At 72.4% G+C, this 15,793-nt stretch carries 17 protein-coding genes; 5 read left to right on the top strand and 12 right to left on the bottom strand.

Annotation, left to right across the window (positions count from 1 at the left end; all coding sequences use genetic code 11):
- The first annotated feature begins 119 nt into the window (after positions 1-119).
- Complete coding sequence (locus tag Dsi01nite_RS21905; protein WP_203848087.1) at positions 120-779, top strand: O-methyltransferase; 660 nt, start codon at positions 120-122, stop codon at positions 777-779.
- Here the strand turns inward: Dsi01nite_RS21905 and Dsi01nite_RS21910 are convergent.
- The 4 genes from Dsi01nite_RS21910 to Dsi01nite_RS21925 form a co-directional block, all read right to left on the bottom strand.
- The gene (locus Dsi01nite_RS21910; protein ID WP_203848088.1) at positions 757-1,935 is read right to left on the bottom strand and encodes an MFS transporter; all 1,179 of its coding nucleotides are present in this window, start codon (positions 1,933-1,935) and stop codon (positions 757-759) included. The two genes, Dsi01nite_RS21905 and Dsi01nite_RS21910, sit on opposite strands and share 23 nt — an antisense overlap.
- A gap of 74 nt (positions 1,936-2,009) precedes the next feature.
- Entirely contained in the window at positions 2,010-2,765 is a 756-nt protein-coding gene (locus Dsi01nite_RS21915) for an ABC transporter permease (RefSeq protein ID WP_203848089.1), read from the bottom strand.
- A 6-nt stretch (positions 2,766-2,771) separates the two neighbouring features.
- Positions 2,772-3,728: an ATP-binding cassette domain-containing protein gene (locus Dsi01nite_RS21920; protein WP_203848090.1), complete on the bottom strand. Its 957-nt coding sequence runs from the start codon at positions 3,726-3,728 to the stop codon at positions 2,772-2,774.
- 80 nt (positions 3,729-3,808) lie between these two features.
- Complete coding sequence (locus Dsi01nite_RS21925) at positions 3,809-4,453, bottom strand: PadR family transcriptional regulator (protein ID WP_239136074.1); 645 nt, start codon at positions 4,451-4,453, stop codon at positions 3,809-3,811.
- Between the two features lie 114 nt (positions 4,454-4,567).
- Here Dsi01nite_RS21925 and Dsi01nite_RS21930 point away from each other — a divergent pair, with 114 nt between their 5' ends.
- Positions 4,568-6,328, top strand: coding sequence for an acetyl/propionyl/methylcrotonyl-CoA carboxylase subunit alpha (locus tag Dsi01nite_RS21930; protein WP_203848091.1), 1,761 nt, complete (start codon positions 4,568-4,570; stop codon positions 6,326-6,328).
- Positions 6,329-6,510: 182 nt separating this feature from the next.
- On the opposite strand, the gene Dsi01nite_RS21935 is transcribed toward Dsi01nite_RS21930, so the two are convergent.
- From Dsi01nite_RS21935 to thrS, 5 genes are all read right to left on the bottom strand, one after another.
- The gene (locus tag Dsi01nite_RS21935; protein ID WP_203848092.1) at positions 6,511-6,873 is read right to left on the bottom strand and encodes a heavy metal-binding domain-containing protein; all 363 of its coding nucleotides are present in this window, start codon (positions 6,871-6,873) and stop codon (positions 6,511-6,513) included.
- A 97-nt stretch (positions 6,874-6,970) separates the two neighbouring features.
- Positions 6,971-7,930 (bottom strand): hypothetical protein, encoded by a 960-nt coding sequence (locus Dsi01nite_RS21940; protein ID WP_203848093.1) that lies wholly within the window; start codon positions 7,928-7,930, stop codon positions 6,971-6,973.
- Entirely contained in the window at positions 7,927-8,442 is a 516-nt protein-coding gene (locus tag Dsi01nite_RS21945; protein ID WP_203848094.1) for a SigE family RNA polymerase sigma factor, read from the bottom strand. The genes Dsi01nite_RS21940 and Dsi01nite_RS21945 overlap by 4 nt, the downstream gene beginning before the upstream one ends.
- Before the next feature lie 45 nt (positions 8,443-8,487).
- A complete protein-coding gene (locus Dsi01nite_RS21950; protein WP_239136075.1) occupies positions 8,488-9,240 on the bottom strand; it encodes a DUF3152 domain-containing protein in 753 nt (250 codons plus the stop codon).
- 33 nt (positions 9,241-9,273) lie between these two features.
- Positions 9,274-10,470, bottom strand: coding sequence for a threonine--tRNA ligase (gene thrS, locus Dsi01nite_RS21955; protein WP_203848095.1), 1,197 nt, complete (start codon positions 10,468-10,470; stop codon positions 9,274-9,276).
- A 196-nt stretch (positions 10,471-10,666) separates the two neighbouring features.
- Here thrS and Dsi01nite_RS21960 point away from each other — a divergent pair, with 196 nt between their 5' ends.
- Both Dsi01nite_RS21960 and Dsi01nite_RS21965 read left to right on the top strand, forming a co-directional pair.
- Positions 10,667-11,482 carry an Fpg/Nei family DNA glycosylase gene (locus Dsi01nite_RS21960; protein ID WP_203848096.1) on the top strand — a complete coding sequence of 272 codons (816 nt, stop codon included), beginning with the start codon at positions 10,667-10,669 and terminating at the stop codon, positions 11,480-11,482.
- Entirely contained in the window at positions 11,482-11,997 is a 516-nt protein-coding gene (locus Dsi01nite_RS21965; RefSeq protein ID WP_203848097.1) for a 2'-5' RNA ligase family protein, read from the top strand. Before Dsi01nite_RS21960 ends, Dsi01nite_RS21965 begins: the two co-directional genes overlap by 1 nt.
- Before the next feature lie 3 nt (positions 11,998-12,000).
- Here Dsi01nite_RS21965 and Dsi01nite_RS21970 read toward each other — a convergent pair whose 3' ends face one another.
- The gene (locus tag Dsi01nite_RS21970; protein ID WP_203848098.1) at positions 12,001-13,404 is read right to left on the bottom strand and encodes an NAD(P)H-quinone dehydrogenase; all 1,404 of its coding nucleotides are present in this window, start codon (positions 13,402-13,404) and stop codon (positions 12,001-12,003) included.
- 164 nt (positions 13,405-13,568) lie between these two features.
- Here Dsi01nite_RS21970 and Dsi01nite_RS21975 point away from each other — a divergent pair, with 164 nt between their 5' ends.
- Entirely contained in the window at positions 13,569-14,024 is a 456-nt protein-coding gene (locus Dsi01nite_RS21975; protein ID WP_033358353.1) for a gamma-glutamylcyclotransferase family protein, read from the top strand.
- 49 nt (positions 14,025-14,073) lie between these two features.
- Here the strand turns inward: Dsi01nite_RS21975 and Dsi01nite_RS21980 are convergent, their stop codons facing one another.
- Both Dsi01nite_RS21980 and Dsi01nite_RS21985 read right to left on the bottom strand, forming a co-directional pair.
- Positions 14,074-15,024, bottom strand: a complete 951-nt coding sequence (locus tag Dsi01nite_RS21980) for a GNAT family N-acetyltransferase (protein WP_203848099.1) — start codon at positions 15,022-15,024, stop codon at positions 14,074-14,076.
- On the bottom strand, positions 15,021-15,770 hold the full coding sequence (locus Dsi01nite_RS21985) for an SCO6745 family protein (RefSeq protein WP_203848100.1): 750 nt from the start codon (positions 15,768-15,770) through the stop codon (positions 15,021-15,023). The genes Dsi01nite_RS21980 and Dsi01nite_RS21985 overlap by 4 nt, the downstream gene beginning before the upstream one ends.
- Positions 15,771-15,793: the final 23 nt, after the last annotated feature.

The following is a 15,793-nucleotide window of genomic DNA, read 5'->3' on the forward strand; positions in this document are numbered from 1 at the left end:
CACCGGCCGAAACGGACCGAACCGTGACGGGCCACTGGTCGGGACGGACCGAACCATGACGGGCCACTGGTCGGGACGGATCGAACCATGACGGGCGACCGGTCGGGCAGGATCGAACCATGACGAGACAGACGCTCTCCCTCACCGACGCGCTGCACGCCTACGTCGTCGCCAACGGCAGCGAGCCCGACGACCTGGTGCGGGACCTGATCGCGGAGACCGCGGCGGTGCTGCCGGACGACGCGGTCATGCAGGTGGCGCCGGAGCAGGCGGCGCTGCTGACCCTGCTGACCCGGATCACCGGTGCCCGGCGGGCGGTGGAGATCGGCACGTTCACCGGCCTGTCCTCGATCGCGATCGCCCGTGGTCTCGCCGACGGTGGCCGGCTGACCTGTTTCGACGTGTCCGAGGAGTTCACGTCGATCGCCCGGCGGTACTGGCGGCGCGGCGGCCTGGAGGACCGGGTCGAGCTGCGCATCGGGCCGGCCGCGGAGACCCTGGCGGCGCTGCCCGAGGAGCCGCACCTCGACCTGACGTTCATCGACGCGGACAAGACCGGCTACCTCGGCTACTGGGAGGCGATCGTGCCCCGCACCCGGCCGGGCGGCCTGATCCTGGTCGACAACGTGCTGCGGCACGGCCGCGTGCTCAACCCCGACCCGGACGACGCGGGCACCCTCGCGATCGTCGAGTTCAACCGGCGGGTCCTCGCCGACGACCGGGTCGAGTCGATGATGCTGCCGATCGCCGACGGGCTCACACTGGCTCGACGGCTCTGACCGGCACCGGGGGCAGGGTGGCGCGTTCCAGGCGTGCCACCACCACCGCGCTGAGCAGCAGGAACGCCGGCACGAGCAGAAACGCGGTGTGCGGCCCGACCTGGTCGGCGATCGAGCCCAGCGCGAACGGGGCGACCGCGAAGGAGATCCCGACGGCGAAGGACGCCCGCGCGGCCGCGAGGTCGGGCTGCCCGTCGGAGTGGGCGAGGGCCAGCCCGATGCCCAGCGGGTAGTGCAGGCCGACGCCGAGCCCGCAGATGAACAGGCCCGCCATCGCCGGCCACGGCACGGTCGCCGACCAGAACAGCGCGAAGCCGGCCGCCGACACGCCCAGGGCCGCCAGCAGCATGCGGGTCGGGCGGAACCGCAGCAGCAGCCGCCCGCCGACGAGCCGTCCGGTCACCATCCCGGCGATCATCGTCGACACCGCTGCCGTGGCCACCCCCGCCGAAACGCCCGCGTGGGCGCGCAGGACGTCACTGCCCCACAGCGTCAGGCAGACCTCGACGGACCCGGTCGCGAACAGGCTCGTCGCGGCCAACCAGTAGGTGCCCGGAAGGCCGCGAACGCGCCGACCGTCCGACCCGGTGCGGGCGAGCGGCTCGGGCACTCGTACCCCCGCGAAAAACGCTAGAAGAGCGGTGGGGATGACCACGAGCACCAGTCCGACGCGCCAGCCGAGGCCGGCGCTGTAGGTGAGGCCGACGATCAGCGGGGCGACCAGGCCCACGGTGGCCGCGGCGGCGTTGGCCTCGCTGATCGCGGCCGGACCGGCGGTGCCGTGGTGCTCGGTGAGCGCCGCGACGACGCCGTTGACCAGCAGCGAACCGCCGAAACTGCCGAGGGTCGCGAAGGTCAGCGTCAGGGCGAGGTGGTGCGCGGCGAACATGCCCACGGCGGCGGCGCTGACCAGGATCAGGCCGCCCCAGATGAGGCGGTGGCGGCCGTACCGGCGGGTCAGGGCCGGGATGACGGCGCCGCCGACGATGCCGCCGACGGCGAAGCCGGTCCCGTGCAGGCTGGCCAGGGTGCGGCTGATGTGCAGCTCGTCGCGCAGCAGCGGGGCCACCGGCCCGAACCCGTAGAGGAAGTAGCACCACAGGGAGAGCTGCACATAGATGACCCAGGTGAGGCGGTCACGGACGAGTCGCGGCACGGGTTGACGGTGTCACGGCCCCTCCCTGTGGTGGAAGGGGCCGGGACGGTGACGGTCGTTACCGGTACAGCTGTCTACCTGACGCCCTTGGCGAAGGCGCGGCTGGCCCAGACCACGGTGATCAGGGTCAGGCCACCGACCACGACCGCGGCCTGCCAGACGGAGTCGGCGCCGGGGTCGCCGGCGAACAGGGCCCGGACGCCGTCGGTGGCCCAGGAGAACGGGTTCCAGTCGGCGACCCGCTTGAGCCAGGTCGGGGCGAACGTGAGCGGCAGCAGGATGCCCGCGGTCAGCAGCAGCGGCTGCGAGATCGTGTTGAGCAGCGGCGCGAGGGCGTCCTCGCTGCGCAGCTTCAGCGAGATCGCGTAGGAGAACGCCGACAGCATCAGCGAGATGATCGCCATCAGCGCGAACGCCGCCAGGACGTCGAGCAGGCCGACGCTGAGCCCGAACCCAACCGCGATGACGACGATGAGCGCCGCCTGGAACAGCAGCGACACGACGTCGCGCAGCGAGCGGCCGACCAGCAGGGCCAGGCGGCTGACCGGGGTGACCCGGCTGCGCTCGATGACGCCGGCGCGCAGCTCGGCGATCAGGCCGAAGCCGGTGAACAGCGAGCCGAACATGGCCAGCAGCACCAGCAGTCCGGGGACGAACAGCTTGTACGCCTCGGCGTTGGTCTGCACCCCCAGGGCCGGCTTGAGCAGCGGCGCGAAGAGCAACAGGTAGAACAGCGGCTGGACGACCCCGACGATCAGCCACACCGGCTGGCGGAGCATGAGCTGCATCTGGCGGCTGAAGACGAGCCAGGTGTCGCGGAGGAATTTCATCGCTACTCAGCTTTCCCGAAGTGAACGGCCGGTCTTGGTGAGGAAGACGTCGTCGAGGCTGGGGCGGTGCAGCTCCATCTGCTTGAGCTCGACCCCGGCGGTGTCCAGGACCCGCAGGATGTGCGGGATCGCGACGGCGCCCTCGTCGACGTACAGGCGCAGCGAGTGGTCGTCGTTCTCCTCGATCTTGCGCACGTACTCCTGCGTCCTGAGCAGTTCGGTGGCTTTCGTGCCGGCGCCGTTGACGCCGACCGTCACCACGTCGCCGGCGACCTCGCGCTTGAGGTCGTCGACCGTGCCCTCGGTGACGATCTCGCCGTGGTCCATGATCGCGATCCGGTCGCAGAGGGCGTCGGCCTCGTCGAGGTAGTGCGTGGTGATGAAGACGGTCATGCCCTCGTCGCGCAGGCGGCGGACCTCGACCCACATGTGGGCGCGGCTCTGCGGGTCGAGACCGGTGGTGGGCTCGTCGAGGAACACGACCTTCGGCCCGTGGATGATGCCGAGCGCGATGTCGACCCGCCGGCGCTGGCCGCCGGAGTAGGTCTTCGTCTTGCGGTCCGCGTATTCGGTGAGCTGGAACGCGTCCAGGGCCTTCGTGGCTCTCTGGAGCGCCTCGGCCTTGTGGATGCCGTAGAAGCGGGCCTGCAGCACCAGCTCCTCGCGGGCGGTGCTCTCGTCCCAGGTGCTGCCGCCCTGGGCGACGTAGCCGATCCGGCGGCGCACCTCGCCGGGGTTCTTCAGCAGGTCGGCGCCGGCGATGACGGCCTCGCCGCCGTCGGGCGTGATGAGCGTGGCCAGCATCCGCAGTGTCGTGGTCTTGCCGGCGCCGTTCGGGCCGAGGAAGCCGTAGATCTCCCCCTCCTTGACGGAGAGGTCGACCCCCCGCACCGCTTCGACGACCTTGGTCTCGCGACCGGCCCTTGAGCGGTACGACTTCCGCAGACCCTTCGTCTCGATCATGACGGTCTCCCTGTCGTCTCGTGTCTCGCAGGGAGAAACTAACGCGATATAGTTCGCGCGGTCAAGCTTTATATCGCGTTTTACTCGTCGTCCTCGTCGGTCGGCTCGCCGAACTGCTCGCGGATCGCCTTGCGCCAGGCCTCGGCGCCGTGCTCGCCGTCCGTGCCGGCAGCCTCGTTGAACTGCATGCCCTCACCGGCCTCGACCCGGGTCGCGACGTCGTGGCACCAGCGGGCCTCCGCCTCGGCCCGCACCATGGTCAGCTCGAACTGCCAGCCCACGTGCGCCGGCTTCCCGGCGGTCCACTCGTCGCCGCTATCGCGATAGGTCGCCACCCAGCTCTCCAGGAGCCGCGCCCGGGCCCGCAGGGCGCCGGCCGCCTCGGAGCGCGACAGCGAGGGCAGGAACGCGAAGGCGGCGAGGAACGGGTCGACCGGCTCCTGGTACTCCCACCAGTACCGGCGCAGCATCGCCTGATACTCGACCTCGCCCGCCTTGGTCAGCCGATACCGCGTGCGGGCCGGGCGCCCGTCCACCTGCTCGGTGTCGACGGCCTCGAGCAGGCCCTCCTCGGTCATCCTGCGCAACGCGTGATAGATCGACCCCGGCTGCACGTTGGCCCAGCTCTCCACGTTCCAGCTGGTCAACTCCTTGCGGATGTCGTAGCCGTGGACGGGCTGCAGGTAGCTGACCAGGCCCATGATCATCAGACGCGTAGTAGACACGACACTATCGTAATGGTGATTCTTGACTACGGCACTCAGTGACATTGTTGGCAGCGGTACCGGCACACCAGGTCGCCTAGACTGCGCTGAGGGTTACCCGAGGGAGCGTTCAGCGTGCGTAAGGTTCTCATCGCCAACCGGGGCGAGATCGCCGTCCGCGTCATCCGGGCCTGCCGTGACGCCGGTCTGGCCAGTGTCGCGATCTACGCCGACTCGGACCGCGACGCGCTGCACACCCGCCTCGCGGACGAGGCCTACGCGCTCGGCGGCGACACCGCCGCCGCCTCCTACCTGCGCATCGACAAGGTCATCGAGGTCGCCGTGGCGGCCGGTGCCGACGCGGTGCACCCCGGCTACGGGTTCCTCTCCGAGAACGCCGACTTCGCCCAGGCGGTCATCGACGCCGGGCTGACCTGGATCGGGCCCACCCCGCAGGCGATCCGCGACCTCGGCGACAAGGTGACCGCCCGGCACATCGCCCAGCGGGCCGGCGCGCCCCTGGTCCCCGGCACCGCCGAGCCCGCCCGCGACGCCGACGAGATCGTCACCTTCGCGCGGGAGCACGGCCTGCCCGTCGCGATCAAGGCCGCCTTCGGCGGTGGCGGTCGCGGGCTGAAGGTCGCCCGCACCCTCGAGGAGATCCCGGCCCTGTTCGAGTCCGCGACCCGCGAGGCGGTCGCCGCGTTCGGGCGCGGCGAGTGCTTCGTCGAGCGGTACCTCGACCAGCCCCGCCACGTCGAGGCCCAGGTCCTCGCCGACCAGCACGGCAACGTGATCGTCGTCGGCACCCGCGACTGCTCCCTGCAGCGCCGCCACCAGAAGCTGGTCGAGGAGGCGCCCGCGCCGTTCCTCACCGACGCGCAGCGCACCCAGATCCACGAGTCGGCGAAGGCCATCTGCCGCGAGGCGGGCTACCACGGCGCCGGCACCGTGGAGTATCTGGTCGGCAACGACGGCACCATCTCCTTCCTCGAGGTCAACACCCGCCTGCAGGTCGAGCACCCGGTCAGCGAGGAGACCGCCGGCATCGACCTGGTCCGCGAGCAGTTCCGCGTCGCCGACGGCGAGAAGCTCCGCTTCGACACCGACCCCGAGCCGCGCGGGCACTCCATCGAGTTCCGCATCAACGGCGAGGACCCGGGCCGCGGCTTCCTGCCCGCCCCCGGCACCGTCACCGTCCTGCGGCTGCCGACCGGCCCCGGCGTCCGCGTCGACACCGGCATCGAGTCGGGCAGCGTCATCGGCGGCAACTTCGACTCGCTGCTCGCCAAGGTCATCATCACCGGCGAGACCCGCGAGCAGGCCATCGAACGCGCCCGCCGGGCCCTCGACGAGATGGTCGTCGACGGCATGGCCACCGCACTGCCCTTCCACCGGGCCGTCCTGCGCGACGACGCCTTCACCGCCGCGCCGTTCCGGGTGCACACCCGCTGGATCGAGACGGAGTGGGTCAACACGGTCCCGCCGTTCGCCGCGCCGGCCGGGGACCTGCCCGCGGCGGAGGAGCGCTCGACGGTCGTCGTCGAGGTGGGCGGCAAGCGCCTGGAGGTCTCGCTGCCGGCCGGTTTCGGTGCCGGACCGGGTTCCGGCCCCGGCGCTTCGGCGGGCCCCGCCGCGCCGCGCCGCCGCTCGGCGGCCAAGAAGCAGGCCGGCACCGCCGGCGGGGACGCGCTCACCAGCCCCATGCAGGGCACGATCGTGAAGATCGCGGTCGCGGAGGGCGACACCGTCGCCGAGGGCGACCTGATCGTCGTGCTGGAGGCGATGAAGATGGAGCAGCCCCTCAACGCCCACAAGGCCGGCGTCGTCACCGACCTGGCCGCCACCGTCGGCGAGGTCGTCTCCGCCGGCGCGGTCATCGCGACCTTGAAGTAGACCTCTCCGTCCACGCGGCCGTTTCCGCCCACGCGGCCGCCCCAGTCCGCGCGGCCGCCCCAGTCCGCGCGGCCGCCCCAGACCGCGTGGCCGCCTCCGGACGCGTGGCCGTCTCCGGACGCGTGGCCGTCTCCGGACGCGTGGTCACTTCGACTTCACGGTCGGTCGCCTGGCCGGATCGGTCATCTCGCTCCCGCGGTCGACCGCTCCGCCGCGTGGGCGCCCGAGCTGGCATGCAGCGGGACGGCGACGACGGCCGTGCCGTAGGCGCACATCTCCGCCCAGGTGTTCGTGAAGTCCCGATGGTCGAACCGCATCCCGACCACGGCGTTCGCGCCGCGCTGCTCGGCGACGTGGATCATCTGCCCGACCGCCTTCGCCCTGGTCTGCACCAGGAACTGCGACATGTCCAGCCCCGGCCCACCCTCGGTGGACCGCAACCCGGCCGCGAACGGGTTCCGCGACGTCGCACACACGCCCAGCACCTCACCGAGCACGGTGGTGATCTCGTACCCCGGTAAGCCCTCAGTCGTTACAACCAGCACAAATGAATCGTATGCACATATGTACGGTTTAGGGAGGATCTACCGGGAACCACCCCGCCGCTCCCCTGCCTCGAGGACCATGCAGCCGTATGCAGGGTCAGCCCCGCCCCGGGGTGGCGGCCGGGTTGACGGTGATGCCGGCGGCGAAGCGGATCAGGTCCGGCTCCGGCAGCGGCACCCGCACCGCGGACTGCACCACGAGCAGCCGCCCGTCGCCCAAGTCGACCTGCAGGGCGGTCCAGCCGTCCGCCGAGCTGGTCACCGTGCCGGGATGGCCGGCGACGTCGACCTGGCGGCCCGGGGCCTGTTCGCCGGTCACGCCCAGCATGACGGTGATCTTGCCGACGAAGGACTGGTCGAAGGGGACGTCGGCGGGGCAGAAGGTGACGGCGGAGGTGTTGATGTTGTCGATGGTGTAGCCGGCGGGGACGACGGTGAACGTGAAGGGCGCCGGGGTGGTCACCGGCACGGGCATGAGGCTCTTCGCGGTGCCGGCCAGGTGGTCCACCGGCACCGGAGGGTAGGCCCGCAGCTCGAACCACTGCTCCGCGCTCTCCTGCCACACCAGCGAGACCCCGTCGTCCGGCAGGACGGCGGCGAGACCGGGGCGGCCACGGACAGCGGCAGGGGTGGCGGTGGCCGGCATCGCCGGGCGGGTCGGGCTCATGGTCAGGGTGGCGGTGGCGTCGGTGCCCGGCAGCGACCAGCTCAGCGTCGGCAGCCCCGCGGCCAGCCGCACCTCAGCCGCCCCGGAACCAGCCTCGGAACCGGCCTCGGAGCCGGAGGGCGGGCTGAGCGGGAACGTGACGGTCGCGGACGCGTCCGGCGTGGTCAGCGCCGACGGCGCGGCGACCGTGACCGGGGCGGCGGCGAGCCGCAGCGGCAGGGCCGCGAGGGCGCCGGCGAGCACGGTGACGACCGCGGCGACCAGGAGGCGGGTGCGGCGGGTGCGGCGGCGGCTCTCGGTGCGGACCGCGGCGAGCAGGGTCGCGCCGGCCGGGGCGTCGGTGGCGTGGCGCTGCAGCAGGTCGCGGACGCGGTGTTCGACGTCGCTCATGACGTGTCCCCACGGAACGGAAGCGGATGCGAGAAGGCGGGGGTCAGCACGGACCGGAGCCGGTGCAGTGCGTGGAACGCGTGGACCCGGACGGTCGCCGGGGCGCAGCCGAGCAGCCTGGCGATCTCGGCGTCGGGAAGGTCCTCGTAGTAGCGCAGGACGACGACGGCGCGCTGGGAGCGGGGCAGGGCGCGCAGCGCGGTCCACATCTCGTCGGCGTCGACGACCCGCTCGGCCAGGTCGGCCAGGTCGGCCGGACCGTCGGGCGGTGAAGCGATCGGCCGTTCGGTGCTCGCCCGGCGGCGGCGCCACGACAGGTACTGCCGCAGGATCGCCCGGCGGACGTACGGCTCGGGGCCGTCCTCGCCGACGATCGCGTGCCAGCGGCGGTGGACCCGCACCAGCGCCTCCTGGGTCAGGTCCTCGGCGAGGTGGCGGTCGCCGGTCAGCAGGTACGCGAACCGCAGCAACGCCGCGCTGCGCCCCGTCACGAAGTCGTCGAAGTCCCGCACCCAGCACCCCCTCACCTCCTAGACGGCGCCGGAGGGTCCGGGCGTTTATGGCGATTCCTCGGGAGTCGGGTCGTTGTACTGGCCGGAGCGCCCGGCATATGACCTCCCGTCGACGATCGGCCACGGGTTGGCCACGCAGCCGTGCAGGCCGAGGGTCTGCTGCTGCATGACGGGCGCCGGGCGGCCGGGGCCCGGGCACAGCTCGTGTCCGCGGCCGAGGCGGTGGCCGGTCTCGTGGTTGACCACGTATTGCCGGTAGGCCGTGAGGTCGGCGCCGTAGCCGGGGATGCCGCGCACCCAGCGCGCCACGTTGACGACGACCGTGTTGCCGTTCCTGCACGAGGTGTACCGGTCGTAGCCGTTGCCGCACAGCACGTCGCGGGTCGCCGGGGTGGCGAGGTAGATGGTGTAGTCGAACCGTTCGCCGGTGCCGGCCCGGCGCAGCCGCCAGTTGCCCGTGCCCGGCCAGCTGCGCGGGTCGGCGTAGATCAGCTCGACGGCGTCGCCGAACGTGGCCGCGTCGACACCGGTGATGCCGCGCTCCACGCCGACCCGGTAGGTCAGCAGCGTGCCCCTGCTCCCGACGACCGGGCCGCCGGCCTGGGCGAAGTCGAACGCGCCGCCGCCCTCCACCGGATACCGGATGACCGGCACGTCCACCGTCGCCGGCCCCCTGGTGGGAGGGGCGGCCGACGACGGCGCCGCCGGGGAGGCCGGGGCCGCGGGGGCCGAGAACGACGGCGTGGACGAGCAGCCGGCCACGAAAGCGAGCATCACGACGATCCGGAAGATCCGCACACCTGGACTGACGCACCGGCCGCACCGACCTGTTTATGGGGCCGAGCACACCTCCGACAGCGCGGCGATCGCCGAGCCGATCGGCAGCACCCCCGACAGCGCGCCCGGGTCCCGTGGGCGCAGCGACACCGCGCCGTCCGCGGCCTCCCGCTCCCCCACGACCGCGACGAACGGCACCTTCCGCGCCGCGGCCTGCCGGATCCGGGCGCCGAGGCTGCCCGCGTGCCACTCCTCGACGCGCAGGTCGGCGGCGCGGCAGGCGCGCAGGAACTCGCCGCCCGCGCAGGCGTCGGAGACGGGGAGCACGGCCACCTGCAGCGGCGCGTACCAGGCCGGGAACGCCCCGTCGTGCACCTCGATCAGGTGCGCGAAGAGCCGCTCCAGGCTGCCGGCGGCGCTGCGGTGCACCATGACCGGGCGGCGCCGCGCGCCGTCGGCGTCCACATAGGACAGGTCGAACCTGGCCGGCTGGAAGTAGTCGACCTGCACGGTGGCCAGGGTGCTCTCCCGGCCGGCGTGGTCCAGCAGCTGCACGTCGACCTTCGGGCCGTAGAACGCCGCCTCACCGGCGGCCTCCACATAGGACACGCCGGCGTCGGCCAGGGCGTCGCGCAGCACCGACGACGCCTTGTCCCACATGGCCGGGTCGTCGACGTACTTGCCGCCGTCACCGCGCAGCGACAGGCGGAACGACGACGGCTGGAAGCCCAGCGCCTCGTGCGCCACCCGCATGAGCCGCAGCGACTCCACGACCTCGGCGTGCACCTGTTCCTCGGTGCAGAAGATGTGCCCGTCGTTGAGGGAGATCGCGCGGACCCGGGACAGCCCGCCGAGGACGCCGGAGCGTTCGGCGCGGTACTGACCACCGATCTCACCGATGCGCAGCGGCAGCTCGCGGTACGAGCGGCCGCGCGCGTTGAACACCGCGGCGTGGTGCGGGCAGAGGCTCGGGCGCAGCACGAACGCGTCGTGCTCGCTCAACGCCATCGGCGGGAACATGTCGTCGGCGAAGTGTGGCAGGTGCCCGGATCTGACGTACATCTCCTGTTTGGCCAGGGGCGGCGAGTAGACGTGCTGGTAGCCGTTGCGGCGTTCGAGGGCATGGATGTAGTCCTCGACGGCGCGGCGGGCGGCGGCGCCGGCCGGCAGCCACAGCGGCAGCCCGGCGCCGACGAGCGGGTCGGAGTGGAAGAGCTCGAGGTCGCGGCCGAGTTTGCGGTGATCCTGCATGTCGATGACTCCCTTGGCAGACCAAGGGGCGCCGCGCGCACGAAAAAGCTCCGGAGCGCGACGCCCCGGAGCTTGGCTGAACAGTGAGTGTCAGCGCCGCCGGGGAAGGCCCGGCGTCGTCGTGAACAGTGCGCTGCGACTCATACGGGCAACAATAGCTCGCCGTCGCGGTGGCAGGAACAGGTATAAACGTGCGGTGCCTGAAGGTCACACCATCCACCGCCTCGCCGCGCGCCACCGGGCCCTGTTCGCCGGCCGGCCCGTGGCGGTCAGCAGCCCGCAGGGCCGTTTCGCCGACGGCGCCCGGCGCGTCGACGGGCGGACGCTGATCGACACCTCCGCCCACGGCAAGCACCTGCTGCACCGGTACGAGGGCGACATCACGCTGCACGTCCACCTCGGGCTCTACGGCAAGTTCACCGACGGCGACGCGGACCCACCGCCGGCGGTCGGGGAGGTCCGGCTGCGGATGGCCAACGGCGCGCACTGGCTCGACCTGCGCGGCCCGACGGCGTGCGAGCTGCTGGACCCGCCGCAGGTCGAGGCGCTGCACGCCCGGCTCGGCCCGGACCCCCTGGCCGAGGAGGACGACGGCGGGGTGCAGGCGTTCGCGGCGATCAAGAAGTCGGACCGGCCGCTCATGGCGCTGCTGATGGACCAGTCGATCGTGTCCGGCGCCGGGCTCATCTACGTGACGGAGGCGCTGTTCCGGGCCGGGCTGCGCCCCACGGTCACCGGCCGGCGGCTGACCCGCCGGCGGTGGGACACGATCTGGCACGACCTGCGGACGCTGATGCGCGCCGGGGTCGAAGACGGCCGGATCGACACCGTCCACAGTGTCCACCTGCCCGAGGCGATGGGCCGCGCCCCACGCGTCGACCGGCACGGCGGCGAGGTGTACGTGTACCGCCGGACGAATCAGCCCTGCCTGGTCTGCGGCACGCTGGTGCAGACGGCGGAGCTCAACGCCCGCAACGCGTACTGGTGCCGGGTCTGCCAGAGGAGCCGCTGATGGTCGCCGCCCTGGAGATGCACCTCGACGAGCGCGCCACCCGCCGAATCCGGGTGCTGTGGGACCTCCTCGAGGAGCTCGGCGTGCAGACCCTGCGCACGCCGCACGACGGCAAGCACCGGCCGCACGTGTCGCTGATCGGCGCCCGCGCCCTCGACCCGGACGCCGTCGAGGCGGCCCTGAAACCGGTGCGGGTCGCCACCCCGCTGCGGCTCAACTTCCAGTTCGCCGGCGTGTTCATCGGCCGGGTCGTGTTCCTGGGGCTGGCGCCGACCCCGGACCTGATGCGCCACCAGGCCGACGTGTGGCGGCACCTCACCGGTGCCGGCATCGAGAGCCTGCCCCTGTACGACCCCGGCGAGTGGGTCCCGCACTGCACCGTCTCGATGCGGGTGCCGCGCCCGATCCTCACCGAGGCGCTGCGCCGCTGCCTGGAGGTCCTGCCGATCGAGGCGACCGTGACCCGTGCCGCGGTCGTCGACTACGCCCGCGACATCTACCGGGAGCTGCCCTGAGGTCTAGTCCTCCGCGTGGATCATCAGCTGCCGGGCGGCCTCCGCGACCGAACCGGAGATCGACGGGTAGATCGTGATGGTGTGGGCGAGCTGGTCGACGCTCAGGTGGTTCTCCACCGCCATCGCGATCGGCATGATCAGCTCGCTCGCCTTGGGCGCGACGACGACCCCGCCGACGACCAGCCCGGACGCGGGCCGGCAGAAGATCTTCACGAACCCGTCGTCGAGCCCGTCCATCTTCGCCCGGGCGTTGCCGGCCAGGGGCAGCATGACCGAGCGCGCCGGGACCTTGCCGCTGTCGATGTCGGACTGGGTGATGCCGACGGAGGCGAGCTCGGGGTCGGTGAACACGTTCGCGGCGACGGTGCGCAGCTTCAGCGGGGCGACGGCCTCGCCGAGCGCGTGCCACATGGCGATCCGGCCCTGCATGGCGGCGACGCTGGCGAGGGGCAGCAGCCCGGTGCAGTCGCCGGCCGCGTAGATGCCCGGGACGTTGGTCCGCGACACCCGGTCGACGGTGATGTAGCCGCCGGGGGCGACCTCGACGCCATACTCCGTCAGCCCCAGCGTGGACGTCTGCGGCACCGAGCCGACCGCCATCAGCACGTGCGAGCCCTCGACCGAGCGGCCGTCGGCGAGCTCGACCACGACCCCGCCGTCGACCCTGCGGGCGGCGGCCGCCCGGGAGTTGTTGAGGATGGTCATGCCCCGGGCCCGGAACACCCGCTCGATCGCCATCGCCGCGTCGGGGTCCTCGTGCGGCATGACCCGGTCCCGGCTGGAGACGAGCGTCACGTGGATGCCCATCGCCAGATACGCCGAGGCGAACTCCGCGCCGGTCACGCCCGAGCCGACGACGATCAGGTGCTCGGGCAGCTGCGGCAGGTCGTACACCTGGCGCCAGTCGAGGATCCGCTCGCCGTCCGGGACCGCGGTCGGGAGCACCCTGGGCGTGGCTCCGGTGGCCAGCAGCACCGTTGAGGCCGCAATCACATACGGAGCGTCACTACCGGCCGGTGTGACCTGCACCGCATGGGTGTGACCGAGCGTGTCCTCACCGAGGCGGGCAGTGCCCGTGACGAACTCCACGCCCGCCTTGAGCAACTTGGAGTGGATATCGCTGGACTGCGCGGCGGCCAGCCGCTTGACCCGCCGGTGCACCGCCGGGCCGTCGACCCGCACGTCGTCCCCGGGCGGGCCCATGACCCCGAACTCCTCGGTGTCCAGGTGCGCGGTGACCACGCTCGAGCTGGCGATGAACGTCTTGGACGGCACGCAGTCGTGCAGCACGCACGCGCCACCAGCACCTTCGGCCTCGATCACGGTGACCTCGGCACCGAGCTGCGCGGCGACCAGGGCCGCCTCATAGCCCGCCGGGCCCCCTCCGATGATCACGATCCGGCCCACGAACGCCCACCCCTTCTCGGCTTTGTCCCGCCATTCTCCCCCGTCGGCACCCGCCCCTGGGCAGCGACCCAGCCGAACGGCGCCGCCGCGCCGACGAGTGGATCCGAATCCGACACGCTCCGCAGTATTCTCTCCCGCACCCTGACGGGTTTATCGTCATCGCCGTGCGTCATTACGCCGCGTATGGCTCGAACCTGGACCCAGCCCGCATGCGGGCCTACTGTCCGTATTCGCCGATGATCGGCACCGGCTGGCTGGAAGGCTGGCGGCTGACGTTCGCCGGTGAGGATGTCCTCGGCTGGGAGGGCTCGGTCACCACGATCGTCGAGTCACCCGGCGACCGGGTCTTCGTCGCGCTCTACGACGTCCACCCCAACGACGAGAAGCAGCTCGACGAGGTCGAGGGTGCGCTCGCCGGCACGTACCAGAAGCTGCACCTGCGGGTGGCGACCCTCGACGGGGACGCGACCGCGTGGGTGTACGTCTTCAACGGGTACGAGGGCGGCCTGCCGACGGCCTGGTATCTCGCCGAGATCGCGAACGCGGCGGCGAAGGCCGGGGCGCCCGCCGACTACCTCGACGCGCTGCGCGCCCGCCCCACGAAGACCGCCATGCCGTAGCCGCTGGTCGTCGGGCGCGGCGAACAGTCACCCACACGGCCGCGCGGCCTCAGCCGCCGAGCGGCCGCTCGTAGACGTCCGCCGCGAAGACCACCGACATGCCCACGCCGGTGTACAGGTGGTACGCGCCCGTCGGGTTGGTCAGGTCGACGCCGAGACCCGCCGCGGTGCGCCCCTTGGCGGCGTACGCCGCGAACGCCGTGCGCAGCAGCGCCCCACCGATGCCGGTCTTGCGGTGCCCGCGCAGCACGGCCAGGTTCTTGACCCAGCCCTCGCCGCGCTCCACGGCCTGGTCGGCGGACTGCAGCACGCCCACGATCTCACCGCCGGACAGCGCCACGAACCACTCGTCCCAGCTGGTCGACACCAGGCTGTCGATCCAGGTGCGCCAGTCCTCGTAGGACGTCGGCTCGAAGTCGGGGGCGTCGGCGAAGGCGGCCTCGAGCACCTCGTGAAACCGGGGCAGCTCGTCGGGGCGGACCGGACGGATGTCGAAGCCGGTGGGCGGGCGCTCGTCACCGGTGAGCGGGCGGGTCATCCGGGCGTGGCGCTTGACGAACGCGAAACCGTTGGCCTCCAGCACCGAGACCAGCGCCGTCTCCGAGGCGAGCGTCCCGGCCCGCAGCACGCCGTCGGCGAAGCCGTTGCCTCGCGACCGCTCGACCGCCCTGGCGACGGCCAGGTCCAGCAGCGGGCCGTAGGCGGGCTCGCCATGGCCGGGCCAGGCGTAGAGCTCGACGTTGTCGCGGGCGCCGCGCTTCGGGTTGTCGACATACGCCCAGGCGACCGGGACGCCGTCGGGGCCGGCGGCGAGCCACGTGTCGACCGCCGGATCCTCGGCCGGGGCGGTCAGGGTCTCCACGACCTCGTCCTCGGACCAGTCGGGCTCGCCGAGGGCGGCCATGTCGCTGGCCCGGGTGATCGCGAGGATCGCCGGCACGTCGCGCAGCGTGCAACCACGGACGGTCCAGCCGTCAAGGCCGGCCAAGGAATGAGTCATACCGGTGCCGCCTCCTGGACGGTGGTCACCGCCGCGTCGAGCAGGTTGACGAGCTCGATGCGTTCGGTGGGTGCCAGTGCCCGGAACGCCTCGCCGGCGATCCGGTCGGTCAGGGCCTCGGCCCAGCTGCGGCGGCGCACGAGCGGCTCGAACGGCGGGAACGGTGGCTGCCAGCCGAACGCCGTCGCGCCGGCCTCGCCCTCCGGGCCGGCGATGATCGCTTCGAGGGGGCTCAGGCCGCTGGCCCGGATCGCCAGGAGGTGCGCGGCGCCGCGGTGCTCGCGCAGCAGGTGGGCCAGGACGGCGGCGCGGGCGCCGGGTGAGTCGTCCGGCAGCGGCATCGCCCGCCACGCCGCGAACAGCGGCATGCCGGCGGTCTCGGCGCTGACCACGACCCGCTCGGCGAGCTCGACCAGCTTCGGCAGCGCGTAGAAGCTCTCCAGGTGCTCGCGGCCCCACCGGCAGCACTCGTCGAGGTTGTCGGCGGCGATCTGCTCGGGCGGGGCGACCTTGCGGGCGGCGTCCCAGCCGTCCTGCACCGCCTCGGGCGCGATGAAGCCGAGCGCCGCGGCGACGGTGTCGGCCCGCACGTCACCGAGGGCACCGCCGCGGCCGGCGACGTAGAACGCCCAGCCGGTGAGTCCGATCTGCCGAGCGCGGCGCATGGTCTTGGGGTCGTCGCTGAACGCGCCGCCCAGCATCAGGACGGCCTGCTTCGCTGCCGCTGCCGCCTGCTCGGGAGTCACCCGGCTCATTCTGCCTGCTCGGG

Source organism: Dactylosporangium siamense (assembly GCF_016862795.1).
Lineage (GTDB): Bacteria > Actinomycetota > Actinomycetes > Mycobacteriales > Micromonosporaceae > Dactylosporangium > Dactylosporangium siamense.

Bases quoted from the DNA above. Each gene is read 5' to 3' on its own strand.
- Dsi01nite_RS21980 (WP_203848099.1), bottom strand. From the start codon at position 15,024: ATGACTCATTCCTTGGCCGGCCTTGACGGCTGGACCGTCCGTGGTTGC.
- Dsi01nite_RS21915 (WP_203848089.1), bottom strand. From the start codon at position 2,765: ATGAAATTCCTCCGCGACACCTGGCTCGTCTTCAGCCGCCAGATGCAG.
- Dsi01nite_RS21905 (WP_203848087.1), top strand. From the start codon at position 120: ATGACGAGACAGACGCTCTCCCTCACCGACGCGCTGCACGCCTACGTC.
- Dsi01nite_RS21920 (WP_203848090.1), bottom strand. From the start codon at position 3,728: ATGATCGAGACGAAGGGTCTGCGGAAGTCGTACCGCTCAAGGGCCGGT.
- thrS (WP_203848095.1), bottom strand. From the start codon at position 10,470: ATGCAGGATCACCGCAAACTCGGCCGCGACCTCGAGCTCTTCCACTCC.
- Dsi01nite_RS21940 (WP_203848093.1), bottom strand. From the start codon at position 7,930: ATGAGCGACGTCGAACACCGCGTCCGCGACCTGCTGCAGCGCCACGCC.
- Dsi01nite_RS21965 (WP_203848097.1), top strand. From the start codon at position 11,482: ATGGTCGCCGCCCTGGAGATGCACCTCGACGAGCGCGCCACCCGCCGA.